The sequence below is a fragment of the Chroococcidiopsis thermalis PCC 7203 genome (assembly GCF_000317125.1).
Classification (GTDB): domain Bacteria; phylum Cyanobacteriota; class Cyanobacteriia; order Cyanobacteriales; family Chroococcidiopsidaceae; genus Chroococcidiopsis; species Chroococcidiopsis thermalis.
Map to the genome: position 1 here is coordinate 76,431 of NC_019699.1, position 23,064 is coordinate 99,494.

A 23,064-nucleotide genomic window follows, 5' to 3' on the forward strand; every position below is an offset into this window, starting at 1 on the left:
AGGATTCTGAATGTTGTACGCGATCGCCAATCCCGATAATTATCATGCTTGGAATCCTCATTACCTGGTTAGTCACAACCATCAGCTTTTTAATTATTGCGCGGCTACCACTAGGGGTAGAAATTGACAGTTTTGGCAAAGCCGCAATTTCCGCCGCAGTCTTTGGAGTTTTGAACGCTCTGTTGCGACCGATTTTAGGATTTTTTACCTTTCCCTTGATTTTTTTAACCTTGGGTCTATTTCTGTTTGTCTTGAATGCAATTATTTTTGGTCTAGCCGCTGCTCTCGTCACTGGATTTCGGTTACGTTGGGGAATTTGGAGTGCCTTACTCGGCTCTATTGCTTTAAGTCTGATTAACTCTCTTCTTTTCAATCTGCTAGCAACATTGAGACTGTGAGTTTGAGTATTCTGAGCCGCAGCAAGGGGACAAAAGTTAGCAAATTAGCATGACTATTTCTGACTCAAGCGTGACGACAATTGTGCAGCCACGCTTTATTTATTGAGAAGAAGAATGGATTTGTCATGCCCAAAAACAGGAGAGCGATCGCGAGCCGTCAACACCAGATGGCACGAACTGCCGCAAGTTGGTTACTACTGTTTGCTATCCTGACGACAACAATTATTCCTAGTTCGGTAGGAGCGCAAGACGAGCGAGTGACTGTACGCCTAGATGGTCGCTCGGTATTTCGCGTCAGTGCAGTACAGAATAACGATGCCGAAGCAAGGGCGCGACAAATCGAGCGACGGATGAATAGGTTACTAGAGAATCCAGAGGCGATCGCCGCACCTCGAATTGAGACAACCAGAACAAATCGGACTGAGCGCGTCATCACAATTGCTGGAGTACCTGTAGTCACCGTCACTCCAGCCGATGCTCAGGATAACTTAACGAATGTTGATGCTCTAGCAACTCAATGGTCGCAAGCAATTAATGCTGCCCTGAAGCAAGCGAGTGGGCGGCGGCTTTCCCCGTGGGGACGATTTGTGGCTGAAGTCCAGGCATCAGTTGCTACTGCCTTTGGGCGACTGCTAGAATCCGCGATCGCGATCGTGCCGCGTGCGATCGCATCTTTGTTGGTAATTGGCTTATTTTGGGCGGTCGCTACCACTATACGCTGGTTGATGCGAATTATCTTCCGTCATATTGTGGAAGATCTAACTGTAGAGAACCTGATTAAGCAGGTGGCATACTACGCTGTTTGGACTTTAGGTGTAATTGTGGCGCTGGATGCCTTTGGTTTTGACCCGCGCACCGTTGCCACTGGGTTAGGGTTAACTGGACTGGCTTTAGGTTTTGCTCTCAAAGATATCCTGTCTAATTTCGTCAGCGGGATTTTAATTTTGATTCTACGCCCGTTTGAGTTAGGCGACCAAATTGTTGTGGGTGAAACTGAGGGAAATGTCGAGCGGATTGAATTGCGGGCAACTCAGTTACGTACCTATGACGGGCGCGTAGTCCTCGTACCGAATGCAGAAGTATTTACTTCTCGCATTATCAACAATACAGCTGCTCCCGTCCGCCGCAGCAGCGTGGAATTATTTATCGGCTACGATAGCGACTTACAAAAAGTTGTGAATGTTGTCGCAGATGCAGCCCAGAGTGCTGCGGGAGTGCTGGCAGAACCAAGAGTTTCCGTGCGGATACGAGAGCTAGGACAGGATGATGTTGTAGTTGAAGTGCGTTTTTGGACTGACTCGCGACGTTCTGATTTCGTGGCTACGACTTCAGCAGTTAGAATTGCGATCGTTGGTGCTTTGAAACAAGCAGGGATTGGGTTGCCCGATCCCGATGTCCGCATTCTCGTACCACGCCATGTTGACAGCTGGCAGACTGCATTAAATAGAGGAAAGTCAAGCTCAAAATAGCAAGAGTTAAAGGTGCTGACTCATTCGCTGTCTCTTGTTATGCTAAATGTAAACGCTCGATCGCCAACGACGAATTCAAGTCCGATTTTGAGTCAATCTACATCGTATTTTCCTTGCTTGGCGTAGTTTTAATTGGAACTAACCCATTTAGCAGGAAATGCTCTTTGACGAATCTGAGGTTGTTCTCTAGCTATGGAGCCAATTCATGAACAACATTATTCACAGAGCGATCGCCATCCTGGGAATAGCTACTGCCTTGGGCGGACTAACTCCCGCCGTTCGTGCAGCATCTACCGTAAAACCCAGTCTGCCTTCATCGTCATCTGCACCTGTGACAAACTTTCAGGAGTTATTTAATCGGGGGGTGGAAAAGACCGAACGAGGAGACTTCCAAGGCGCAATTGAAGACTTCGATGGAGTCGTGCGGTTGAATCCCAGTTTTATTGAAGCATACTGCAACCGAGGTTTTGTCCGTGCCGAACTCGGAAATTACAAAGCAGCAATGGCAGACTTTAACTCGGCACTGCGAATCAATCCCCATCATGCCGATGCTTACAACAAACGGGGAACTGTATTAGCCCAAAGGGGCAATTTTTCAGAAGCAATAACAGATTTTAACGCGGCTCTACGATACGATGTCAATTTTGCCGATGCTTACTACAATCGAGGACTGGCACATTCAGGAATAGGAAATGCCCAAGCTGCGATCGCTGATTACGATCGAGCAATTCGACTCCAACCTGACATGGCTGAGGCTTATGGTAATCGTGGCACTGTCCGCTATCATTTGGGAGATAGATCGGGAGCGATCGCCGATTTACAACAAGCCGCACAGATTTTTTCGGCTCAAGGAAATGAACCTGCCCACCAACAAGCGTTGACTTTTCTGCAAACAATGCAACAGTCACCAACTGCCAAACCTACCGTGCAGCCATAAATCCTGAAGCTAAGGCAGAAGTAGAAGATCCGAAGTTTTTGTCCTAGAACTTCAGCCAGCCGAGAAAAGTTTGCAGCAGCAGCCAAACGTTCAAGCTGACTATATACCGTAGCGACAGACCAAGCCAAAACCTTCAGTAATAGAGGATTCACCAATTTTTCTAACCCAGCTTCACTAAAATACTTTGGTTTTCAGCTTTGGCTGGGTAAGCGATCAAATTCCTAGCAGCCGGACCTCTAATGACCTTGCCACTAGGGTCAAACTCAGATCCATGACAGGGGCAAACAAACTTGCTATTATCCTTCTGCCAGTCCACCTTGCAACCAGCATGAGGGCAAGTAGGATTGAGAGCTACCAACACTTCTGGCTGCGAAGGGTGACGAATCGCTATGACCGGAGTAGAATCCACTTGCACTTGAATTGTGCCAGGAAATGGCTCTAGCTCCGCCACAGTACCAATTGCTTGAAAGCCGTCAGGTCGGGGTCTAGATTCAAGGCGCTTAAATTGACTCGTGCAAGCAGCGATTGCCACGGGTAACACGCTGGCTAGCCAACCCAAACCCATCCACGTCAGAAAACTTCGGCGCTTCATCATTAGAAATTGACGAATAATGCTGTTGCGTACATAACTGCCAGTCCTAAACTGAATCCGGCAAAGCTAACTCTAGAAAGCCACGTTCCGCCCGTTTTGCGTGCTGTCCGTGCCAAGTACGAGCCAACTTCTACCATAACTTGCACAATGGCTCCCGCTCCAATTCCCAGAAACATTGCTGCCCAAAGGGGAGAGAAGGCAAAGGCTCCCATCCACGTTCCTAAAACTGCGGGTAGACCAGCTAAGGCAGTTAATCCCAGAAAAGTCGGAAATTTGGGTCGCAACTCGACCAACGGTGCGGCAATGCCAATGCCTTCAGTGATGTTATGCAAGGTAAACCCGATAACTAGCAACGAGCCAAGTGCTGCTTCACCGATGGCAAAGGCAGCACCAATCGCCAGCCCTTCCCCCAAATTGTGCAGACCAATGCTGAAAGCTAAGTAAGTAGCTAAAGCAGTTCCTTCCGGTGCTTTGCCACCGCGCCTGCCTAGAGTGAAAATGGCTAGGAAAGAAGCAGCTGTAACCAACCAAACTAAGGCGTTACCTGAAAAGGCGCTAGCTGCTTTACTGGCTAGTTCCAGCCCTTCTTCGATTGTATCCACTAGCAGAAAAGCTAGCATCCCGATTGTCAAAGCCAATAAGAACTTAATCCCCTGTCCACCCAAAGCTTTCAGAGATGGATAAAATAGCATTCCCAGTCCCACAGGTACGATGCCTACATACAAACCTAGTAGGGCATATGCCAAAACACGGGTGAGAGAAAATTGCGGTGTTGGCACAGCTACCGCAATTTCGTGTTCAAAGCTCAGTCCCGTATTGGTAATTAATTTGATGTGATGGGTTTCGTCTTGAACCCAAGGATAAGGCAAGTTAATCCAAGCTGTTGCCAATCTAGACAGCGTTCCTGTCGGGTTTTGGCTGAACTCCCAGTAAGCCCCATCTATCTGAATCTGGGCAATCTGCATTGGTTCGGAACCGCCAGCCCTTACCAATAGGGAAATGCCTCGATCGTCCAACACCGTCCGTTCCACAGTCAAATTTTCAATCGGAGGGGCTGAGACTCCCAAGGGACCGAGGGGATTGATTGTCAGAAAGATTCCAATCAAAGCTATCAGTAGTACCAACGGCAGAATTACCCACAACCATGCTCTTTTCATGCCACCACCTCAAAAGCACTCATCCAACCCAGTTCCAAGAATTCCGACTGGTGGGCGTGGAACATATAAGTTCCAGGCTCAAAATCTTGGAACGAGAACTCCAAAATCCCTCGTTGTGCTTGCACCATCATCACGGTATCGATGGTACGTTGGGTTGGTGTTAGGGTTGTACCGTGGTCGTAGAAGTCGAAAAAGTTGGCGTGTAGATGGAAGGAGTTGAGCGGATCGAACTCGATGACATTCACTAAATAAACCCGCACCGGGCGATCGCGTTCGATGCGGATGGGTCGTTTCATGAATTCGTGGGGAATGGTATTAATGGCGTAGAATTCGTTTTCCTCATCAAAGTTGGTGTCGAAGGCATTCATCACCATGAGGAATTCTTGCCATTTGGCATTTTCCGAGCTACCTAGAAGTCGGGAGGAAGCAACTTTTTCGGCTTCTGGATGCCGTTTTGGATCGGGATCGATAATGAAAGCGCCGTAGAGTCCTTTATGCAAATGCCGCTTGAACGGCACTGAGTGACAGTGATATAGGTGACAACCAAAGGGTTTAGCGTCAAACTCGTAGACCACTTCTTGTCCAGCCTTGGCTTCGAGAGTACCAGGAACTCCATCCATTCGAGCAGAGTGGATGCCGTGGAAATGGATGGTATGGGGGTGAGTGCCTCGATTGGAGAAGCGAATCCGCACGCGATCGCCTTCCGTTACCCGCAAAGTTGGTCCTGGAACGCGCCCGTTATAAGTCCAAGCTGGATAGGAAACCTTGGGGGCAATTTCAATTAACCGTTCTTCGACAAAAATTTCATATTCCCGCAGCGTCCGACCGTCGGGCAGTTTTGAAACTTTACCCGTATCCCAGTCTGTTAACATTTCACGGGGATTAAAGCCGTTGCGGGCATCATCGACATCACCCACAGTCAGACTACCGCCGTGTTTGGAAACTGAATGCTCTACAGCCGTGTTATTGTGAGCGGCATAGGTAGGAGACTCAACTTTCTGGGCTTCAGTAGCAGCAGTTGCTGGCAAGAGCTTGCTAAAAAAAGTTCCGGCACCAAGAAATCCCGCTCCTATGAGCGATCGCCGAGTCAGATTAGGTTTCATGCTTGAAACCCTCCTGTTTTGCTTGAGGTTTCAGGGAAATATCGCCCGCTTGTCGTGAAGGTGCAGCCAAATTCAGCGATCTTAGCTACGTTGGTGTCCCAGTCGCCAAGGTTCGGATCTCCTACAGAAACGAGATACTCTGGTCTTGCATAGGCAAACAGCTTGCGCCAAAAACCACTACTCTGAGGAATTTTGATACTTCGGCGAACTTCAGGCAGGCTGGAGCAATTTTCTGACGTAACCATTCATTTAACCAACGATTATTTTCATATTCTTCTCATATTTTCGATCTTTTTGCCAAAAATATCAGCCTCTAGGCGCGTACATCATCACCAGTACGCCCAAAAGTGTCAGCCATGCACCGAAGTAGTCGAACTTATCTGGAGTAGTCCCGTCCACCTGCCATCCCCAAAACAGCGAGAGAACTACGAAAACACCACCATATGCGGCATAGACGCGACCAAAGCTAGCTGGCTGTAGCGTGGGAATGACACCATAAACAGCTAGCAGCAATGCCCCAGCGATGGCAAACCAGAAACTTCTGCCTTGGCGCAGCCACAACCACATCAAATATCCGCCGCCAATTTCGCACAACCCAGCTAACACAAAGTAAATTGCAGATTTAATAATTTCCATGAAGAATTAACAAATGTAAAACTGTTGCTCATAGGTTAGTGCAACTGCACAAACTGCGATAAAGTCTGAATTATAAGTCGGCTCTGGTGGGGAGCAGCCACTAGAGGTAACGGGGAAAGTTTGGTGCAAGTCCAACGCTGTCCCGCAACTGTGAAGGAGTATTTCACTCGTACTCCCAGCCAGGATGCCCGCCGAGACTTTTCATACCCTTAACTCATCTGCGAGGTACACGATGACGGCTCGTTCAATTGCTTTTCGATCTCAAGCAGCACGCTTCACTCTGTCAGTTCCCGTGCAGGCAACGCTCTATATCTCGCTCTGCGCTCTGTCGCTTTGGACGATTTACTTCACTACCTATCCAGTAGCTCACGACAAAGTGCATTCTCTGCGCCATCATACTTGGCTCGTGAGTTGTCACTAGGAACGCTAAGCACAGGATTTAGCTTTCTCGATCGGGTAAAAGTTCAAGAGCAACAATGTTAAAATTCCATTCGTCTGCGCTCATCAGCACTATTTGTCTGATGGGAATCGTTTTTGGCGCTCGCACGGGATTATCCCAGACGGTACAACCAGTCGTGCGACTGACGACTAAGCCCACACTCAGCAAGATTTTACCTTTTGAAGCCGAGGCAGCAAGTCGGCAATTGCCCGTACAGTTGATTTTAGAAGCAGTGGATGAGTCGGATAAACCAATAGAAAATGCCAGAATACATCTACAAATTCTCGCTCCACCGCAAAATCCTTGGGTGACAACAGATTTTCCCAAAGTAGAAGGAACAAAGCTTCTGGATATAAAGGCTGTTGCTCCCAAGGGAGAATTGAACGTTCAGCAAATGCTACCGATTCGAGGGACGTACCAACTGCGAGTCGCTGTCACCCCAAACGCTACTCATACCTTTATCCCCATTCAGAAAACTCTGACTTTATCTGTGTCTGAAAACTGGGTGAAGTATCGTAACTTTGGTTTTCTTGTCGCCATCTTGTTTGCAGTTGGATTAGTGGGTGGTTGGATAATCGGCGGGAAACAATCCATCCCAGCGGGTGAGATAGCACCACAGCGAGTCCGGCTGCTGTTAAGTGGGGCAGTCGCGATCGCGATCGCTGCTTTGTTAATCGTCAATATTAGCGCCGAACTCGCTGAATCTGGGGTGTCAACGTCCCATACAGTTCAAGGCAAACCACAAGCGGGATCTAGGGCGGTCGTGCAATCTCAGGGTCTTGAGCTGCGATTATTAGGGGATACCAACACCACTGTTGGCAAGATTGCTAACTTGCAAGCTGAGGCGATCGATACCCAAACCCATCAGCCAGCAACGGATGTGATTTTGAATGTTAAAACCACCCAACTCGAGCATGAATGGGTAGTCTTTGCCTATCAAGGTATCCCAGATGCTACTGGAAAACTGACTTGGCAGCAGCAGTTTTTTGATGGCGCACCCCATAAAGTTGAAGTGGAAGTTGCTCCTCATTCCAATGCAATTCGCAAATTTCATCCTTTTCGGGTAAAAAGAGAAATCGAAGTTGAAGGAGTAGCACCGCCTTTATCGGCACGATTAACTACACTCGCTTTGTTTGCTAGCATTATTGCCATTGGTCTAGTTATAGGACTAAGACAAAAGTACAGGTGGGGACTCAGGAGGATGGATACCGATCGAAAGCTTTAGCTCTCTTAAGATAGCTTCAACCTTAACTACATCAATGCAGCGGGGAGCGTATTCCATCAGAATCTCTAAGCTGTCTTGAGCGAGGGGGACAGCACCGAGACTGAGCAAGCAAGCAACGAGTAAACTTGCAGATGCATCTGCCCAGAGCCAGTTCAAGTAGTAAATGGCTAAAGCGGCTAGCATCACGCCCACAGAACTAGCAGCATCAGCAAAGACACCAAGCAATCCTGTCCTCGTGCGCTAGACTTAGCAGCTGGCACGTTTTGGCACGTTCGATTTGACTGGTAGCAACTTCAATGGTTATTGCATTTGCCATTTTTAATCTCTTTTGGCAGATCGTAGTGCGTGCATTCGTAGACACCCTTCGCCACGTCCGCTAGCAGTTCATCTGCCAAGTCTAGAAACTTGGCTACTCGTGCATCAGCCAGTTGATAGTATACGTAACGTCCTCGCTGAGAGCGGATAACCAGATCGCAACAGCGCAGACAGGAAAGATGGTTAGAAACATTAGATTGGTTTAGTCCTGTAGCTTCAACAATATCGTTGACAGTTAAGGGTTCGACACGCAACGCATTGAGGATGGATAGACGCGAGGAGTCGGAAAAACCGCGAAAGAGCTTGGCTTTCAAATCAACTTTATTAGCTTGAGCAATCATTGGCATTAGTATAGTTCTAAAATATCAGCTTATCAGCCACTAATAATATTTTGCCGATCTTATCCAAGTAACTCTCTCTAATGATAGACTGACATATCAGTAAGTGATAATATGCTGATAATTACGTCTGGAAGCCGATCTGCTTTGGCGTATTTAGCTTGGAATCAGCGATCGAACGGTCGGAAAAGCTTTCCATAATCAAACCCTATCTTCGAGCAAATCACCTAAGATGACATCTACTCCCTCTATCAAAATCCTACAAGCGCAGATTGGCGGTATGGATTGTGGTGGTTGTGCCAAAACCATTCGAGCAAGTTTGCAGCTGCTGCCTGGAGTGACTGAGGTATCCATGAGTTTTGCGACAGGGCGATTAAATGTGTCTTTCGATCCTAAGCTCGTGAATGAAGCTGCCATTCGCGATCGCATTACTGCTTTAGGCTACACCGCTGACATCGTTCCAGCCAATCGGGGCAAAACGCTTCAAGCCAAGATTAGTGGAATGGATTGTGGCGGATGTGCCAAGACTATTGAAGCTAGTCTCCAGAAACTGCCAGGGATTTCTGAAGTTTCAGTCAGTTTTGCAACCGAACGGCTAGAAGTATCGTATGACCCGATTCAGGTTAGCGAATCGACAATTCTCGATCGAGTTACTGCTTTGGGTTATACCGTCGAGGACGTGACGAGCGCGAATGTAGGAGATACTGGCACTGGCTCTGATGCTATGCCACCTCACCAGTCAACAGCTGCTCGGCGATCGCCAAAATCCGACTTGACAGGTTGGCAGTTCTGGCTGAGGACGCGAAGGGGACAGACCGTCCTTTTCAGTAGCATTGGCTTGGTGCTGGGAGCGATCGTCGAACGGGTATTCTCACCAGATTGGGTTGCTCAAAGCTTCTATGCCATCAGCTTGATTGTTGCCCTCTTACCGATCGCGCGAGCTGCCTGGATCTCCCTGAAACTGCGTCGAGCTGACATGAACTTGCTGATGACGCTTGCCGCAATTGGAGCTGCAATCCTGAACTATTGGTTCCAAGGTGCACTAGTCATCGTCTTGTTTACCTTGGGAACAACGTTACAGACATTCACCCTCAGTCGGACTCGCAATGCCATTCGCGATTTGATGGATTTAACTCCACCTACTGCTACAGTCAAGCGGAACGGACAGGAAGTGACAGTTCCTGTTGAAACAATTGGGGTAGGCGAAATCCTGACTATTCGACCAGGACAACGCATTGCGTTAGATGGTGTCGTGATGTCTGGAATGAGTGCAGTCGATCAGTCACCCATCACAGGGGAAGCAATTCCGGAAGATAAAGAGAAGGGCGATCGCGTCTTCGCAGGCACGCTGAACTCTACTGGCTTTTTGGAAGTTCAGGTAACCCACTCCGTAAAAGACACAACAGTCTCCCGCATCATTCATCTCGTGGAATCAGCTCAAGAGAGCCGCGCTCCGATTCAGCAGTGGGTTGACCGTTTTTCTACCATTTACACGCCAATTATCCTGACTCTTGCCGCAGGGATGGCATTTATTCCTCCATTGTTCTTTGCTCAACCGTTTAACGTTTGGTTCTACAAAGCATTAGTATTAATCGTCATTGCTTGCCCTTGCGCTCTAGTAATTGCTACCCCCGTTTCTCTCGTGAGTGCAATTGGGGCGGCAACCCGAAAAGGGGTGTTATTCAAAGGCGGCAATGCACTGGAGACAGCCGGACGATTGACAACCCTTGCCTTTGATAAAACTGGCACGATTACTCAAGGAATACCTGTTGTGCAAGAGGTTTATACCTTAGGGGAAATGAGTGCAGATACCGTGCTACTGATTGCCGCCTCTTTAGAACAACAATCGGAGCATCCGTTGGCAAAGGCGATCGTGGCACAAGCAAAAGCCAAGGGAATGGAACTGGAGTCGCCAGAATCCTTTACTGCTGTCCCTGGTAAAGGAGTTTGGGCAAAGTTTAGACAGTCTATTTACTTTGTCGGCAATCGTCGATTGTTTACTGAGCAAGAAATTTCACTATCAGCAGCAGCTCAATCCTTATTAGCCGAGATGGAATCACAGGGACAAACTCCCGTGTTAGTCGGGACTCGCCAAGACTTAATCGGTGCGATCGCTCTAGCAGATGGTTTGCGTCTGGAATCCACAGAAGCAGTTCGAGCGTTGAAACGAATTGGGTTGAAACGCCTGGTCATGCTGACAGGCGATCGCTCTCCCGTAGCTAGACAGATTGCTCAACAGGTTGGCATTGATGAATATCAAGCTCAATTACTACCCGAAGATAAACTCCAGGCAATCTATAAACTTCGCCGTGCTGGAGTGGTAGGTATGGTTGGAGATGGCATCAACGATACTCCCGCTCTGGCAGCCGCCGATGTCAGTTTTGCAGTGGGTAACATCGACGTTACTCTTGAAACGGCTGATGTTGTACTCACAAGTGGAGACCTGCGACGGTTGGCTTATGCGATTAAACTCAGCCAACGCACCCTGTCAGTCATCAAGCAAAGTATTGTCTTGGCGCTTGTCTTGAATGGCACGTTTATCCTCTTGGGAACTCTAGGGATAATTGGTTTGCCAGTAGCCGTGCTAGAAGATATGGGATCTTCCCTGTTCGTAACGCTCAATGCCATGCGATTGTTTAATACGCGAATTAGCGAAGTTTCATGATAACTAGTAAACACTCTATTCCCTGGATTCATCGTTGGTCGCGCCCTCTCATGGCAGGAATTGCCACAATCGGGGCAGCAGTCACCGCCTATCTTACGATTACCAAACTTACTGGAGATCCTACTGCTTGCCCAACTGGAGGATGTGATGTCGTTCTCTCCAGTCCCTATGCGACTGTGTTTGGGTTGCCCCTGGCGCTGTTTGGTTTCCTTGCTTATGCCAGCATGGTCGTTTTTGCGATCGCCCCTTTGCTAGTTAACTCTTCTGAACAAAAGGCACTCCGCACTAATTTAGAACGCTGGACTGGGCTACTGCTGTTCGCGGGGGCAACCGCCATGACGATCTTCAGTGGCTATCTGATGTACCTAATTGCATTTGTAATTAAAGCAGTCTGTATTTACTGTGTTGGGTCAGCATTGTTGTCAACCAGCCTGTTCATCCTGTCCATTATTGGGCGGGATTGGGAAGAAGTTGGGCAACTGTTTTTTACTGGGACAATTGTTAGTATGATTACACTGGTTGCTACACTCGGCATTTACGCTAACGCGAACAATCCGCATGTCGCTGCCCAAGCGGGTGGTTATACAATCTCCTCATCCTCTGGTGCAGCCGAAATCGCTTTGGCGCAGCATCTTAAGCAAACGGGAGCCAAGATGTACGGGGCGTTCACCTGTCCCCACTGTCAGAACCAAAAGCACCTGTTTGGTGCAGAAGCCGCCCAGCAGTTGAACTACGTGGAATGCCATCCCCAGGGGCAAAACGCGCAACCACAGGCATGTCAGGCAGCGGGAATTGAGGGATTCCCCACCTGGGAAATCAATGGACAAAAATATACTGGAGAAAAGACGCTGCAAGAACTGGCAGATTTGTTGAATTATCAGGGAGCGCGTAATTTCCAAAACGCGCCTCAAGCAGGGCATTAGACAGTTAGTCCTCAACCGAATAAGTAACCTGTCTCATCTATTAAGATGCTGGTGTAGCTGATAAAAAACAGATCTTTGGGCGAGAGAAAGCAGTTGCACTTAGCTTTCTGCTATCTCCGCCCCAGTAGAACTTGCTTGAAGTCACAGCATTAGACGTTCTAGGAGGGCTAGATATGTTTTTTCGGCAATTGTTCGATCTTGAATCCAAAACATATACCTACTTGATTGCTGACCCCAAAACACAAGAAGCTGTGCTAGTCGATCCAGTTTTGGAACAAGTAGAGCGCGATCGCAATCTGCTTCAGGAGCTTGGCTTTAAGCTGTGTTATTGTTTAGAAACCCATATCCACGCCGACCATATCACTGGAACTGCCAAACTACGGGAGTTGATGGGGAGCTTGGGAGTATTGCCAGAAAAGGCACAGGCAGTGTGTGCCGATCGGTTGATTCGAGATGGAGAAATGCTGCTGCTTGGAAGTATTTCTATCCAAGCGATCGCCACTCCTGGTCACACTGATAGTCATATGGCTTACCGAGTCAATAACGACCGCGTGCTGACAGGAGATGCTCTGTTTATCCGAGGCTGTGGTCGCACTGATTTTCAAGGCGGTGACGCAGCAGTTCTATTCGATTCAGTGTCACAGCGGCTATTTACGCTGCCAGATGAAACCCTGGTATACCCTGCTCATGACTACCGAGGATATACAGTGTCTACAATTGGGGAAGAAAGACGATGGAATCCTCGGTTTGCCGGACGAGATCGCGCTAGCTTCATCAAACTAATGACCAACTTAGAGCTACCTGAGCCGCAAAAGATGATGGAAGCGATTCCTGCTAACGAGCATTGCGGTAACTTAGCTTCCCCTCAAACGCTAGCTTCTCGTACTCAACATTAAAGAAGCTGAAAATTTAACCATTCATCATTCTTTTGACAACTAACAATCAATTAAAGCCATGCGGATTGCCAAAGACATTACAGAATTAATCGGTCGTACTCCCCTAGTGCAATTAAACAACATTCCGACAACCGAGAGGTGTGTAGCGCAAATTGCGGTAAAACTAGAAAGTATGAACCCTTCTGCCTCAGTCAAAGATCGAATTGGTGTGAGCATGATTGATGCGGCAGAGCAAGAGGGTCTAATTAGTCCAGAAAAGACAACTTTAGTCGAACCCACTTCTGGAAATACTGGAATTGCCTTAGCAATGGCGGCGGCTGCCAAAGGGTATCGGCTAATTCTGACGATGCCAGATACAATGAGCAATGAACGACGAGCAATGCTGCGGGCTTATGGAGCCGCACTCGAACTTACACCAGGATATGAAGGCATGAACGGTGCAATTGCGCGAGCGCAGGCAATAGTTAACACAACTCCCAATGCCTTATGCTGCAACAGTTTCGCAACCCAGCCAACGTGCAGATTCACCGAGAGACAACAGCAGAGGAAATCTGGTCAGATACAGATGGGCAAGTAGATATGATAGTGGCTGGAATTGGCACTGGTGGAACAATTACTGGTGTGGCAGAGGTAATTAAAGCACGCAAACCAAGTTTTCAAGCGATCGCTGTTGAACCTGCTAACAGCCCAGTCTTATTGGGAGGACAACCAGGAGCGCACAAAATTCAGGGCATTGGTGCTGGATTTATTCCCCAAGTCCTCCGAGTGGACTTGCTCGATGAAGTCATAAGCGTGACTGATGAGGAAGCGATCGCTTACGGTCGGCGATTGGCAAAAGAAGAAGGTCTACTCTCTGGCATCTCCTCTGGTGCAGCTTTATGTGCGGCAATCCGCGTAGCTCAGCGATCTCAGAACAAAGGAAAATTGATTGTCATGATTCAGCACAGCTTTGGCGAACGCTACTTGAGTACGCCATTGTTTCAAGATTTAGAGCCACGAGTACCTGCTATCGTGTAACTAATTGTTTGTGTCAATCGCAAACAATCTCCTATCTCTGCCAAAAGGCTTAAGCGAAGTTACATTCTCACAGCAGCTTATTTTGGCAGAAATCCGCTTCAGGAAGATGGATACTTGTTAAAGACTTTAGATTTGCCCTGGCGATCGAAGGAAAACACGGTAAACGGGTCTTTACGGTCTCCCATCTCCATTCCAGGAGTGCCTACAGGCATATCGGGAACGGATATACCAACAACATTTGGCTTTTCTTGCAGCAGGCGTTTCACATCATTAACTGGTACGTGTCCTTCAATCACGTAACCATTGACGACTGCCGTATGGCAAGATGCAAGGCGATCGGGGACGCTATACTTTTGTTTTACTGCTTCTATATCGGATGTGAGTATAACTTGTGTTGGAAAACCTTGTTTTTTCATATAGTCAACCCACCCACCACAACAGCCGCAGGATGGACTGCGATATACAACCATCTTTGGTGTTGCAGATAGTTTTGTCTGTTCTTTGTTGACACTCCAATCGACACTTACCGATCGCCCTAAAGGAGTACCTAGTAAAGAATTGTCTCCCAAGTTCTGCGCGACTGCTGGATAAGTCACCATCACGATTCCAATCGCAGCACCGATCGCAATCGGGCGCAACCATGTTTGTATTTTCATAGATTGTTTGTGTTTCATTTAAAGCCTCACAAATAACAGTTAGTTTTTAGCTTTGCTATATAAATTTAAGTCGAATCTCTTTGACAAATCTACCGAGCGCGATCGCCCGAACTTTGGACTCGTAACAATTCCTCGGCAAGAACTTGCTGATAAATTTTTGCTAAATGAGGAGTTACCCAGTTATCTTCAATTCCGTACCCCAAGCTTGTCCAAGTGCCAGATAACATCTTTAGGACTTCATCGACTCGTCCTTCTCTCAATAAAAACGCAATATCCGTACCCCAAATCCGACGATCTTTCAGCCATTTGTAGGTAACTTTATCCTGGTATTTAGGCTCAAAGCTATATATGCTTAAACCAGTAGATCCATGAGGGTGAGGGTGATATTTACGAGCTTTTTCTAACCAAGTCGAGGCGAGAAATTGATAGCGACCCGCAGCCGTAGAGCATTTTCTCCGATTTGGACCCCTAGCGATTTTTACGCAAACGTTAGGATGTCGATTGAAATTGTGAAAGTGGTCTCCACCGTACAGCAAAACGTAGGGATCTTCAGCATTTGACTCGCTGGCAGATATCGTCCGCATTAATGCCCGAACATAAGGATCGCCTCCCGACATAGCTAGTTGTGGTAAGTAGCCAAAAGGATTTTTTTCAGAAGGAAATTGCTGTTCTCTGCGTCCATTCCAAATGAGAATCGGTAACGCTAGCACTCCTAAAATCAGAAATCTCAACCCCCATCCCGACTTTTTAGGTTGTCTGAAGTTGTTTGGCTTGTGACTGAAAGATTTTTGCATTTTCTTAGAGCTAAATAATCGGAAATTGTTCCAGTTTCAGAGCGGAATAATTTATATTCAGTCATCTCTATTCTGAATGCGATCGCGTCAATCCCAGCCATCATAACAGAAATCTCTTGTTGCTCACAATTTCCTCAACCTTTTTGTCTAACATTTAAGATAAAACTACCATTTTCCCACTGGCTTCACGAAACCTTTCTGACATCGGCTAATTGCTGGGAAGGCTTTGTTTCCCTTGTATGGAAATGAGGTGTAACCATGAACAAAAAACTAACTCTCTACAGTTTTACAGGTTTGCTCGCGAGCAGCGTCACTATGTTGATGCTCGCCGCTACCCAAGCACTCCCGCAAGCCGCAATTCCAAATACCATTACAGGTATAACCAAGACCGATCGCACGCCGTCAAGAAGTATCTCTCAAGCTACCCCTCCAGGCAACACCACCCCAGTTCCTTCCAGATCGAGAATGATGGGTCAGTCCGAGCGACACTTTATCGTGATGATGATTCCGCATCATGAAGGGGCTGTGGCGATGGCAGATCTAGCTTTGAGCCGAGCAAAGCATCCCGAACTGAAAAAACTAGCCGCAGTGATTAAAACCACACAAAACAAAGAAATTCAGCAAATGCAAACTTGGTACAAGCAGTGGTATGGCACTGATGTCCCTGCTTGGAGACAAGGTATGGGCTGGGGTTGGCATCACCGGAATCGCCAGCAGCAAGGCAATACTCAACCTGACTGGAATTCTGGGATGGGTATGGGTATGCACCGAGGCTGGGATGACCGTGGTAGGGGATCTGGCGGCGGTTGTTGCATGATGGGTGCTAGATGGATGGGTACAAATATGTATGCCCTGCAAAATGCACCTGACTTCGACCGAGAGTTTATTCAGCAAATGATTCCCCATCACCAGATGGGTGTGATGATGGCTCAAATGGTACTGACTCATAGCCAACGCCCTGAAATTCGTCAGCTAGCTGAGGCGATCGTCAAAAGTCAAACGGCTGAGATTGACCAAATGCAGCAATGGTATCAAAAGTGGTATCAAACATCATGAGCTGATACTTTAGTAAATTCCCGAACGCTAAATTAAGTTTGGTAGCGATCGCAAAACTTTCTTTGCCCCAGATTAGCAAGATTCCAGTAGGTTAGCTGACTTCTGTGTGAACGACACGAATATTACAATTGAATGTGAATTCACAAAATAACAAGTTATAGCGTTCCTCCATCTAGAAGCATCTTCCAGTCTTCAAAAAATAGCTGGTTGTCAACTGTAGTTAATCAAAGTTTTCCTTCTTACACAAATATCCCAGCCCCAAGGAGGGGGTTCAATATGTCAAAACAACCAGCTCGTAGTGGTTTTAGTGGTTTAATCGCGGCGATTGCAGCAGTAGTAGTGGTAGCAGGAGGGGGTACTGCTTGGTGGATTTGGCATTCTACTAAATCTCCAACATCACCAACTACTCCCAACACAGTGCAACAGTCGCCGTCACCATCTGTACAGCCGAAAGTTGAGCAAACGGCACAAGTTTTTTGGCTAAAGGACACTGGTAGCAACCAAGAGTTGGTTTCCGAAGCGATTGCAGCTACTGCCGATCGCCAGCCCAGTACAATGTTAAAAGCGGCTTTCAACAGTTTGTTAGCGGGACCTCAGAAGGGAGAGGTAACTACTACCATTCCAGCCAGAACAAAACTTCGGAACGTGAAAGTTGAGCCAGATGGCGTTCGCGTCAATTTGTCCGAAGAATTCACTACTGGCGGTGGTAGTGCTGCTACGATCGGGCGTGTGGCACAAGTTATTTATACTGCCACGAGTTTAGATCCAAAGGCGAAGGTCTGGATTGAAGTAGAAGGCAAACCGTTGGAAGTTTTGGGCGGTGAAGGTTTAGAACTAGAGCAACCGCTCACCAGACGAAGCTTTGAGGAAAACTTTACACTATAAACACTAGTTATAATCACACACAAGGTTAGTTCGAGATTTTAGTACCCAAATGCTTTTAGGCAGGGAATTCAATTCAGCTAACTTCATGTGTCAGTATAAGGTACGATATGCAGAGTAGGCTTAAAAAATTAATGCTTTATATTACGGCGTACTAGTATTCCCAAAGTTCTCCATTCTGAGACTGCTGTAATCGTAATTGCAAAAATCGTCCGCTCTTGGGCGCTTTAGTTTGGCTGACTTTTTTTCGCCTGCGTAATTGCACTACCTGTGGTGTTCTCCAATGATGTTTTAGTGCTAGGTATTGGTGTAGTACCCGCTGCAACAGTGACATCATACTTTAGCTGAAACGGCTGGAAACTACCTTGAATTTTGGGCGTGCAGCTTAACTCCAGTTGATAAAGTCCAGTTTTAGGAAAGACGATATCCACTCCAGGAATACCCTGATACTTTTCAGCGTTAATCGCTTTGACGGTAGGCTGTAGCACGGGGGAGTCATTCCCTTTGCGGGGTTGTGAGTAAACAGCCATTTGACAATTAGCCTGCTCTAACGGCAGAATTTGTCCTCCCTTGCGGGTCAGTACAACCCAGGCTCTAGCAGGTTCTCCAGCTTTGGGAGCGTGATTAGGCTCAACGTGCCAAGTACCAGCCACGTCCCCAGATATCTTAATGTTGTGGGCAGAAGCTGGGCTAGTGAGTGAGGCGCAAAGCAGGGTCCAACCAAGAGTTCGTTCTAGATGTAATCGACGTGGCATAGGATTTTTTTGTCATTACTTGCATGAAGCAACTGTCCAAGTCAAAAGACGAGCTGTCAAACTTCACTACACTAAAGAAGTTGGGCTACCTAGAGTCAGGGTGGCGACCCAAAGAGACCTCTTTCATTTGATTCGTCCAAGTGTTCTGCCGCACAGCGATACAGGTCGATAATGTGACGATCTGCCAAGCTGTAATAAACGTTTCGACCTTCTCGGCGGTAGCTGACTAAACGCATGACTTTCAATAATCGCAGTTGATGAGAAACAGCCGATTGGCTCATTTTTGTCAATGCCGCTAGGTCGCAGACGCACAACTCTTGAGAAGCAAGAGCAGATAGGAGGCGCAGACGGTTTGGATCTGCTAGCACTGCAAAAAATTCTGCCATCTGCTGTGCCTTTGTTGTGGGTAAGATTTGTGTTTTTGAAGAGCTAACGCGATCGATGAGATGCACTGGATGAGTTTCACAGGTCGGTGCATCCGGACTAAGAGGTAGATTATCTTCTAGCTTTTTCTGACGCTTGTTCATTAAAAGCAATGGCGAGCGATCTCATCATATTATCTAAAATGAGAATCATTGTATATGTGAACATTTATTCAGTAATTATATGTATTGTATTAAAATGCTAGCAGTTAACTTTTGGTGGGTACGCTTGGAGTGGCTCGGACTAGTCGTGGCGGTTTTAGCAGATACGGAAATCCTTTTGCTAGCTACTGCTAATGGAATGTGATTGTTTAGAGCCAGCAGTACCAACCAAAGAGCGGTAAGCATTCTTTTGCGTACAATTGTTTAGCCTCATATTCAACTTCAACTACAACAGTTTCATGAAGAAACGATCTTCTACTCCTTGGACTCATCGCTTTTCGCGTCCGATAATGGCAGGACTCGCTACAGTGGGTGCTGTAGTCACTGCCTATCTCACCGTCGTCAAATTGACTCAAGGCTCTGCTGCCTGTCCGACATCTGGCTGCGATATTGTTCTTGCCAGCCCCTACGCTACTGTCTTTGGCTTACCACTGGCGTTATTTGGCTTTCTCGCCTACGCCAGCATGGTAGTTTTCGCTGTGGCTCCTCTACTTGTAAATTCACAGTCCAATAAGGCTCTGCGCTCGAAGTTGGAGAACTGGACTGGGTTGCTGTTGTTTGCTGGTGGAACAGCCATGATGGTTTTTAGCGGCTACCTGATGTATCTGCTAGCTTTTGAGATTAAGGCAGTCTGTATCTACTGTGTTGGCTCGGCAATCCTGTCAGCACTTCTATTTACTTTGGCGCTCTTGTGTCGGGATTGGCAGGATCTCGGTCAACTGTTATTCACCGGATTTATCGTGGTAACGGTCGTGCTAATCGGCACGCTAGGAGTTTATATCAACGCGAAAACTCCAGCAATCGCTGATTCCAGTCATAGTACGGAGCAGCCCTCACCAGGGGGATACCCCATTACCACTAGCTCCGGCAAAGCAGAAATCGCTCTGGCACAACACCTAAAGCAGATGGGTGCAGTCTTCTATGGCGGCTTCTGGTGTTCCCACTGCCACGACCAAAAACAACTGTTTGGCAAAGAAGCAGTTAAGGACATTCCTTATGTGGAGTGCGACCCTAAAGGTATCAATCCTCAAACCAAGCGGTGTCAAGCTGCGGGAATCCAAGGATACCCAACTTGGGTAATTAACGGCAAAACTGTCACGGGGACTCAAAGTTTAGAAGAACTAGCACAACTTTCTGGCTACAAAGGACCGCGTAACTTTCAAAATTCTCTGCCTGCTGCAAAGTAGCCAGGAGGCGATCGCCAGAAGCCTTATCCTAAGAATTACCTTGAGATTGAATGCCATTCTCCCAATCATCAGAGCAGGTATTTCGTTTTGAGCAGCACAGAGATTACACACAGTAGACAAAAGTCATGTTTGCTTTGGATTATCTGGAAGCTGAAAGTAAGCCCACTCGAAAAGGCAGTTGAACTTTGGAGCTACAGCCTTTCACTCTTAGCAGTTTAGGAACGAGTTAAATGAACCACAGGCTATGAAGTGTAGCCAGAGACAATTCAGCTCCTTAAAGAACACTTAGGTAGATACTTTATCAAGTTAGTGTCTCTACTTATAAATGACATCCGTAGAGGCATTAATATTTTGCTTCAGAATAATATTATTCGTTTTTTGGTAAATAATCCACGCTCCACTAAATTGATAGTTGATTATGAAATTAGGATGAAAATAACTTATTTTCAAACTTATGCTGGAGGTACATTAACTTATTTTGAACTGTTTAGCATATAAATATGAATTCAGGATGAAAAAAATTGTTGGTTTAAAAGTTGTTGACTCAAGTACAAACTATAGAATAGCTCTCCAAGCTTATTTAAACTACTTCTAGACAATCCCAGAGAAATAATTAAAATTTTATTAAATGTAGTGATATCTAGAAAATATTAAAAATATGTATGTATGAAATGACAAGACTTAAGAAGTAATGCTATTAATAGGAACGATAATAGCTGAGAAACTAGATGCGTTTTCCAAATAAAGCGTTCGGAAGTAAGAATAAGTAAAATCACCATTAAAAATACTTCATTCTATTGTTCTGTAAGCTTTCTTTCCAGGCTAAGAACAAAAACTGACGTTTATTTGGCAAACGGTCTTTACTCTGCTGAGCTGACAAGGTCGGGGAGGAGACATATCCTCTTTTACTGCTGTGCAACGATTGTCTAATGCAACTCAGCTAAATGAGTAAAGAATTTCTCGAATTGTCGCTCTTGAAGTTTTTGTACTGAAAAAGTGTGAGGAAAAGTGTCTAATATTTTGTGGAAATATCTGCTACTAAGCTCGGCTGTTTTCGGAATAAGTTTGATGTCAGATGTAACTGCCTCGACAGCGACTCCAACTCCAAAAACCACTAAAGTTTCGGAACTACAAGCTGTACAGGCAAAAGCTTTAGAGGCAGAGGTGAATTCGCTAGAGATAATCCACGATGAACCAAAAGCGACTGCATCTGGGGCAGATGCGCTTGAGGCTGGTAAGCCAGAAGCCACGATAGCTCAAGCGACTGCAATCTCCTCCACGGAATATTCCAATGCCGTGCAAGCAATTCCAGCTACAAGTCTCTCTGGATCTGCGTCTCCTGTCTCTTCAATTCGAGCCAACTCATACAGCAATGAAGACAAGCTCGACGATTCGTTAGCTCAAGTTACCTCCGTATCCCAATTATCCGACGTTCAACCTACTGACTGGGCTTTTCAAGCCTTACAGTCCTTAGTCGAGCGTTACGGTTGTATTGCTGGTTATCCTGACGGAACTTATCGCGGCAACCGCGCCTTAACTCGTTATGAATTTGCTGCTGGTTTAAATGCCTGTCTAGATCGAGTGAATGAATTAATTGCCACAGCTACGGCTGACAATGTAACCAAAGAAGATCTAGCAACTTTACAAAGGTTACAAGAGGAATTCTCTACCGAACTTGCTACGCTGCGCGGTCGTGTTGATGCCTTGGAAGCACAAACGTCTGAATTAGAAGCCAATCAGTTTTCCACCACGACTAAACTCAACGGACAAGTCATCTTTGCTTTGAGTGGAGCTGTTGGGAAAGACAAAGCCGTTCCTTCTGGCGTGCCAGCAGGTTCGGCTGGCAAGGTGGATGAAAATTTTACCCTCAGCAATCGGGTGCTGTTAGATTTCGAGACTAGTTTTACTGGAAAAGATACGCTGACCGTCTCGCTTTATGCCAACAACTTTCCCGATTTTAGAGACGCAACGGGTACTAACATGGGACGACTCGTGTACGAGCGAGACACCATTGGCTCTAACGAAAATGATTTGGGAGTGTTTTATCTCGCCTATGAATTTCCGATAGGCGATCGCCTGACGGTTCTTGTTGAACCTTACGGTGGTGTTTTAGGCGATTTTGTCGATCTCATCAATCCCTACTTTGGAGATGTAAAGGATGGTGCTATTTCTGCGTTTGGCTACCGCAGTCCCATTTACTCGCAAATTGGGTTTGGTTCGGGAGCAGGTTTAACGTATGAATTCAGCGATGCAGTTAACCTATCCCTAGCTTATTTAGCCAGTGAAGCCGAGAACCCTACATCTGGATTGACTGGTGGTCCCTTTGTAGCATTAGCCCAGCTTACCTTGAAGCCCACTAAAACTATCGATCTGGGTCTGACCTACGTGCGCTCCTACAACGGTTTCGATGCCGGAGTTGCAGGAGTTGGGAGTATATACTCCAATGACCCCTTTGATGGAGAAAGCTACACGTCAGATTCTTATGGCTTAGCAGCGAATTTTCAAATCAATCCCAAGTTTGCCTTGGGCGGTTGGGCTGGCTACACGCGAGCTGAAGCTGTCTCAGGAATCAATGATGGATCTAACGCTTCTATCTTTTACTATGCAGTGACTCTAGCTTTTCCAGATCTCTTTCGAGAAGGTAACTTAGGTGGTATTGTGGTTGGTTTACCGCCGAAAGTGACTAATAACGATATTAACGCTCGTGAAGACAGGGATTCCTCTTTGCACCTAGAAGCTTTCTATCGCTTTCAAGTTGCCAAAAATATTGGTATTACTCCAGGAGTGCTAGTCATTACCAATCCAGAACATAATGAAGATAACGACACTGTTTACGTAGGAACCATCCGGACTACACTTTCTTTCTAGGCTTGGTTCTAAATTTTATTGCCAAAGCGTTGCTCTAAGTAGCTAGAGGATGAATAGGGTTAATAGTTGATTAACCCTATCATTACTTTGTTTAACTATAATTAAACTTGTCCAAACAATTGCTATACGTTCGCGTATGGTGGGGATCTTCTTTCTCGCTCTAAATAATTTT

At 46.6% G+C, this 23,064-nt stretch carries 24 protein-coding genes, 1 pseudogene and 1 riboswitch; of the genes and pseudogenes, 14 read left to right on the forward strand and 11 right to left on the reverse strand.

What is annotated here, in order from left to right:
* The first annotated feature begins 44 nt into the window (after positions 1-44).
* From CHRO_RS27910 to CHRO_RS27920, 3 genes are all read left to right on the forward strand, one after another.
* The gene (locus CHRO_RS27910) at positions 45-398 is read left to right on the forward strand and encodes a phage holin family protein (RefSeq protein ID WP_015162973.1); all 354 of its coding nucleotides are present in this window, start codon (positions 45-47) and stop codon (positions 396-398) included.
* 125 nt (positions 399-523) lie between these two features.
* Positions 524-1,867, forward strand: a complete 1,344-nt coding sequence (locus CHRO_RS27915) for a mechanosensitive ion channel family protein (protein WP_015162974.1) — start codon at positions 524-526, stop codon at positions 1,865-1,867.
* A 205-nt stretch (positions 1,868-2,072) separates the two neighbouring features.
* Positions 2,073-2,804 (forward strand): tetratricopeptide repeat protein, encoded by a 732-nt coding sequence (locus CHRO_RS27920; protein ID WP_015162975.1) that lies wholly within the window; start codon positions 2,073-2,075, stop codon positions 2,802-2,804.
* 160 nt (positions 2,805-2,964) lie between these two features.
* Here the strand turns inward: CHRO_RS27920 and CHRO_RS27925 are convergent, their stop codons facing one another.
* The 5 genes from CHRO_RS27925 to CHRO_RS27945 form a co-directional block, all read right to left on the reverse strand.
* Positions 2,965-3,399, reverse strand: coding sequence for a QcrA and Rieske domain-containing protein (locus tag CHRO_RS27925; RefSeq protein ID WP_015162976.1), 435 nt, complete (start codon positions 3,397-3,399; stop codon positions 2,965-2,967).
* Complete coding sequence (locus tag CHRO_RS27930; RefSeq protein ID WP_015162977.1) at positions 3,399-4,553, reverse strand: ZIP family metal transporter; 1,155 nt, start codon at positions 4,551-4,553, stop codon at positions 3,399-3,401. The genes CHRO_RS27925 and CHRO_RS27930 overlap by 1 nt, the downstream gene beginning before the upstream one ends.
* A complete protein-coding gene (locus CHRO_RS27935; protein ID WP_015162978.1) occupies positions 4,550-5,656 on the reverse strand; it encodes a multicopper oxidase domain-containing protein in 1,107 nt (368 codons plus the stop codon). The genes CHRO_RS27930 and CHRO_RS27935 overlap by 4 nt, the downstream gene beginning before the upstream one ends.
* Positions 5,653-5,901 (reverse strand): hypothetical protein, encoded by a 249-nt coding sequence (locus tag CHRO_RS27940; protein ID WP_015162979.1) that lies wholly within the window; start codon positions 5,899-5,901, stop codon positions 5,653-5,655. Before CHRO_RS27940 ends, CHRO_RS27935 begins: the two co-directional genes overlap by 4 nt.
* Positions 5,902-5,962: 61 nt before the next feature.
* Positions 5,963-6,292 carry a YnfA family protein gene (locus tag CHRO_RS27945; protein WP_015162980.1) on the reverse strand — a complete coding sequence of 110 codons (330 nt, stop codon included), beginning with the start codon at positions 6,290-6,292 and terminating at the stop codon, positions 5,963-5,965.
* A 61-nt stretch (positions 6,293-6,353) separates the two neighbouring features.
* Positions 6,354-6,504, forward strand: a riboswitch (cobalamin riboswitch).
* A gap of 20 nt (positions 6,505-6,524) precedes the next feature.
* Here CHRO_RS27945 and CHRO_RS30980 point away from each other — a divergent pair.
* Positions 6,525-6,713 carry a hypothetical protein gene (locus CHRO_RS30980; RefSeq protein WP_015162981.1) on the forward strand — a complete coding sequence of 63 codons (189 nt, stop codon included), beginning with the start codon at positions 6,525-6,527 and terminating at the stop codon, positions 6,711-6,713.
* 55 nt (positions 6,714-6,768) lie between these two features.
* Positions 6,769-7,956 carry a hypothetical protein gene (locus CHRO_RS27950; RefSeq protein WP_015162982.1) on the forward strand — a complete coding sequence of 396 codons (1,188 nt, stop codon included), beginning with the start codon at positions 6,769-6,771 and terminating at the stop codon, positions 7,954-7,956.
* Here CHRO_RS27950 and CHRO_RS30985 read toward each other — a convergent pair.
* Complete coding sequence (locus CHRO_RS30985; protein WP_071925506.1) at positions 7,900-8,181, reverse strand: cation efflux transmembrane domain-containing protein; 282 nt, start codon at positions 8,179-8,181, stop codon at positions 7,900-7,902. The genes CHRO_RS27950 and CHRO_RS30985 overlap by 57 nt on opposite strands.
* Before the next feature lie 68 nt (positions 8,182-8,249).
* Positions 8,250-8,618 (reverse strand): ArsR/SmtB family transcription factor, encoded by a 369-nt coding sequence (locus tag CHRO_RS27955; RefSeq protein ID WP_015162983.1) that lies wholly within the window; start codon positions 8,616-8,618, stop codon positions 8,250-8,252.
* A 223-nt stretch (positions 8,619-8,841) separates the two neighbouring features.
* On the opposite strand from CHRO_RS27955, the gene CHRO_RS27960 reads away from it, so the two are divergent.
* The 4 genes and pseudogenes from CHRO_RS27960 to cysK all read left to right on the forward strand — a co-directional run bounded on the left by CHRO_RS27960 (position 8,842) and on the right by cysK (position 14,110).
* Complete coding sequence (locus CHRO_RS27960; protein WP_015162984.1) at positions 8,842-11,274, forward strand: heavy metal translocating P-type ATPase; 2,433 nt, start codon at positions 8,842-8,844, stop codon at positions 11,272-11,274.
* Positions 11,271-12,197 (forward strand): vitamin K epoxide reductase family protein, encoded by a 927-nt coding sequence (locus CHRO_RS27965; protein WP_015162985.1) that lies wholly within the window; start codon positions 11,271-11,273, stop codon positions 12,195-12,197. Before CHRO_RS27960 ends, CHRO_RS27965 begins: the two co-directional genes overlap by 4 nt.
* A 173-nt stretch (positions 12,198-12,370) precedes the next feature.
* Positions 12,371-13,093 carry an MBL fold metallo-hydrolase gene (locus tag CHRO_RS27970; RefSeq protein ID WP_015162986.1) on the forward strand — a complete coding sequence of 241 codons (723 nt, stop codon included), beginning with the start codon at positions 12,371-12,373 and terminating at the stop codon, positions 13,091-13,093.
* Positions 13,094-13,151: 58 nt separating this feature from the next.
* A pseudogene (gene cysK / locus CHRO_RS27975) lies at positions 13,152-14,110 on the forward strand (cysteine synthase A).
* A gap of 98 nt (positions 14,111-14,208) precedes the next feature.
* Here the strand turns inward: cysK and CHRO_RS27980 are convergent.
* A complete protein-coding gene (locus CHRO_RS27980) occupies positions 14,209-14,766 on the reverse strand; it encodes a DUF411 domain-containing protein (protein WP_245570598.1) in 558 nt (185 codons plus the stop codon).
* 89 nt (positions 14,767-14,855) lie between these two features.
* A complete protein-coding gene (locus CHRO_RS27985) occupies positions 14,856-15,560 on the reverse strand; it encodes a glycoside hydrolase family 24 protein (protein ID WP_015162988.1) in 705 nt (234 codons plus the stop codon).
* Positions 15,561-15,818: 258 nt separating this feature from the next.
* Between CHRO_RS27985 and CHRO_RS27990 the strand changes: the two genes are divergently transcribed.
* Complete coding sequence (locus CHRO_RS27990; RefSeq protein WP_015162989.1) at positions 15,819-16,616, forward strand: DUF305 domain-containing protein; 798 nt, start codon at positions 15,819-15,821, stop codon at positions 16,614-16,616.
* 276 nt (positions 16,617-16,892) lie between these two features.
* The gene (locus CHRO_RS27995) at positions 16,893-17,501 is read left to right on the forward strand and encodes a GerMN domain-containing protein (RefSeq protein ID WP_015162990.1); all 609 of its coding nucleotides are present in this window, start codon (positions 16,893-16,895) and stop codon (positions 17,499-17,501) included.
* A 224-nt stretch (positions 17,502-17,725) separates the two neighbouring features.
* Here CHRO_RS27995 and CHRO_RS28000 read toward each other — a convergent pair whose 3' ends face one another.
* Both CHRO_RS28000 and CHRO_RS28005 read right to left on the reverse strand, forming a co-directional pair.
* Entirely contained in the window at positions 17,726-18,253 is a 528-nt protein-coding gene (locus CHRO_RS28000; protein WP_015162991.1) for a hypothetical protein, read from the reverse strand.
* A 95-nt stretch (positions 18,254-18,348) separates the two neighbouring features.
* On the reverse strand, positions 18,349-18,780 hold the full coding sequence (locus CHRO_RS28005; RefSeq protein WP_015162992.1) for an ArsR/SmtB family transcription factor: 432 nt from the start codon (positions 18,778-18,780) through the stop codon (positions 18,349-18,351).
* A 79-nt stretch (positions 18,781-18,859) separates the two neighbouring features.
* Here CHRO_RS28005 and CHRO_RS34650 point away from each other — a divergent pair, with 79 nt between their 5' ends.
* The 3 genes from CHRO_RS34650 to CHRO_RS28015 all read left to right on the forward strand — a co-directional run bounded on the left by CHRO_RS34650 (position 18,860) and on the right by CHRO_RS28015 (position 22,892).
* Complete coding sequence (locus tag CHRO_RS34650) at positions 18,860-18,982, forward strand: hypothetical protein (protein ID WP_015162993.1); 123 nt, start codon at positions 18,860-18,862, stop codon at positions 18,980-18,982.
* A 94-nt stretch (positions 18,983-19,076) separates the two neighbouring features.
* Entirely contained in the window at positions 19,077-20,024 is a 948-nt protein-coding gene (locus tag CHRO_RS28010; RefSeq protein WP_015162994.1) for a vitamin K epoxide reductase family protein, read from the forward strand.
* A 1,068-nt stretch (positions 20,025-21,092) separates the two neighbouring features.
* A complete protein-coding gene (locus tag CHRO_RS28015; protein ID WP_015162995.1) occupies positions 21,093-22,892 on the forward strand; it encodes an iron uptake porin in 1,800 nt (599 codons plus the stop codon).
* Positions 22,893-23,064: the final 172 nt, after the last annotated feature.

Excerpts from the sequence above, each read along its gene's own strand:
- CHRO_RS27910 (WP_015162973.1), top strand. The coding sequence starts at position 45 with ATGCTTGGAATCCTCATTACCTGGTTAGTCACAACCATCAGCTTTTTA.
- CHRO_RS27915 (WP_015162974.1), top strand. The coding sequence starts at position 524 with ATGCCCAAAAACAGGAGAGCGATCGCGAGCCGTCAACACCAGATGGCA.
- CHRO_RS27920 (WP_015162975.1), top strand. The coding sequence starts at position 2,073 with ATGAACAACATTATTCACAGAGCGATCGCCATCCTGGGAATAGCTACT.
- CHRO_RS27925 (WP_015162976.1), bottom strand. The coding sequence starts at position 3,399 with ATGATGAAGCGCCGAAGTTTTCTGACGTGGATGGGTTTGGGTTGGCTA.
- CHRO_RS27930 (WP_015162977.1), bottom strand. The coding sequence starts at position 4,553 with ATGAAAAGAGCATGGTTGTGGGTAATTCTGCCGTTGGTACTACTGATA.
- CHRO_RS27935 (WP_015162978.1), bottom strand. The coding sequence starts at position 5,656 with ATGAAACCTAATCTGACTCGGCGATCGCTCATAGGAGCGGGATTTCTT.
- CHRO_RS27940 (WP_015162979.1), bottom strand. The coding sequence starts at position 5,901 with ATGGTTACGTCAGAAAATTGCTCCAGCCTGCCTGAAGTTCGCCGAAGT.
- CHRO_RS27945 (WP_015162980.1), bottom strand. The coding sequence starts at position 6,292 with ATGGAAATTATTAAATCTGCAATTTACTTTGTGTTAGCTGGGTTGTGC.
- CHRO_RS30980 (WP_015162981.1), top strand. The coding sequence starts at position 6,525 with ATGACGGCTCGTTCAATTGCTTTTCGATCTCAAGCAGCACGCTTCACT.
- CHRO_RS27950 (WP_015162982.1), top strand. The coding sequence starts at position 6,769 with ATGTTAAAATTCCATTCGTCTGCGCTCATCAGCACTATTTGTCTGATG.
- CHRO_RS27955 (WP_015162983.1), bottom strand. The coding sequence starts at position 8,618 with ATGCCAATGATTGCTCAAGCTAATAAAGTTGATTTGAAAGCCAAGCTC.
- CHRO_RS27960 (WP_015162984.1), top strand. The coding sequence starts at position 8,842 with ATGACATCTACTCCCTCTATCAAAATCCTACAAGCGCAGATTGGCGGT.
- CHRO_RS27965 (WP_015162985.1), top strand. The coding sequence starts at position 11,271 with ATGATAACTAGTAAACACTCTATTCCCTGGATTCATCGTTGGTCGCGC.
- CHRO_RS27970 (WP_015162986.1), top strand. The coding sequence starts at position 12,371 with ATGTTTTTTCGGCAATTGTTCGATCTTGAATCCAAAACATATACCTAC.
- CHRO_RS27980 (WP_245570598.1), bottom strand. The coding sequence starts at position 14,766 with ATGAAAATACAAACATGGTTGCGCCCGATTGCGATCGGTGCTGCGATT.
- CHRO_RS27985 (WP_015162988.1), bottom strand. The coding sequence starts at position 15,560 with ATGCAAAAATCTTTCAGTCACAAGCCAAACAACTTCAGACAACCTAAA.
- CHRO_RS27990 (WP_015162989.1), top strand. The coding sequence starts at position 15,819 with ATGAACAAAAAACTAACTCTCTACAGTTTTACAGGTTTGCTCGCGAGC.
- CHRO_RS27995 (WP_015162990.1), top strand. The coding sequence starts at position 16,893 with ATGTCAAAACAACCAGCTCGTAGTGGTTTTAGTGGTTTAATCGCGGCG.
- CHRO_RS28000 (WP_015162991.1), bottom strand. The coding sequence starts at position 18,253 with ATGCCACGTCGATTACATCTAGAACGAACTCTTGGTTGGACCCTGCTT.
- CHRO_RS28005 (WP_015162992.1), bottom strand. The coding sequence starts at position 18,780 with ATGAACAAGCGTCAGAAAAAGCTAGAAGATAATCTACCTCTTAGTCCG.
- CHRO_RS34650 (WP_015162993.1), top strand. The coding sequence starts at position 18,860 with ATGTATTGTATTAAAATGCTAGCAGTTAACTTTTGGTGGGTACGCTTG.
- CHRO_RS28010 (WP_015162994.1), top strand. The coding sequence starts at position 19,077 with ATGAAGAAACGATCTTCTACTCCTTGGACTCATCGCTTTTCGCGTCCG.
- CHRO_RS28015 (WP_015162995.1), top strand. The coding sequence starts at position 21,093 with ATGTCAGATGTAACTGCCTCGACAGCGACTCCAACTCCAAAAACCACT.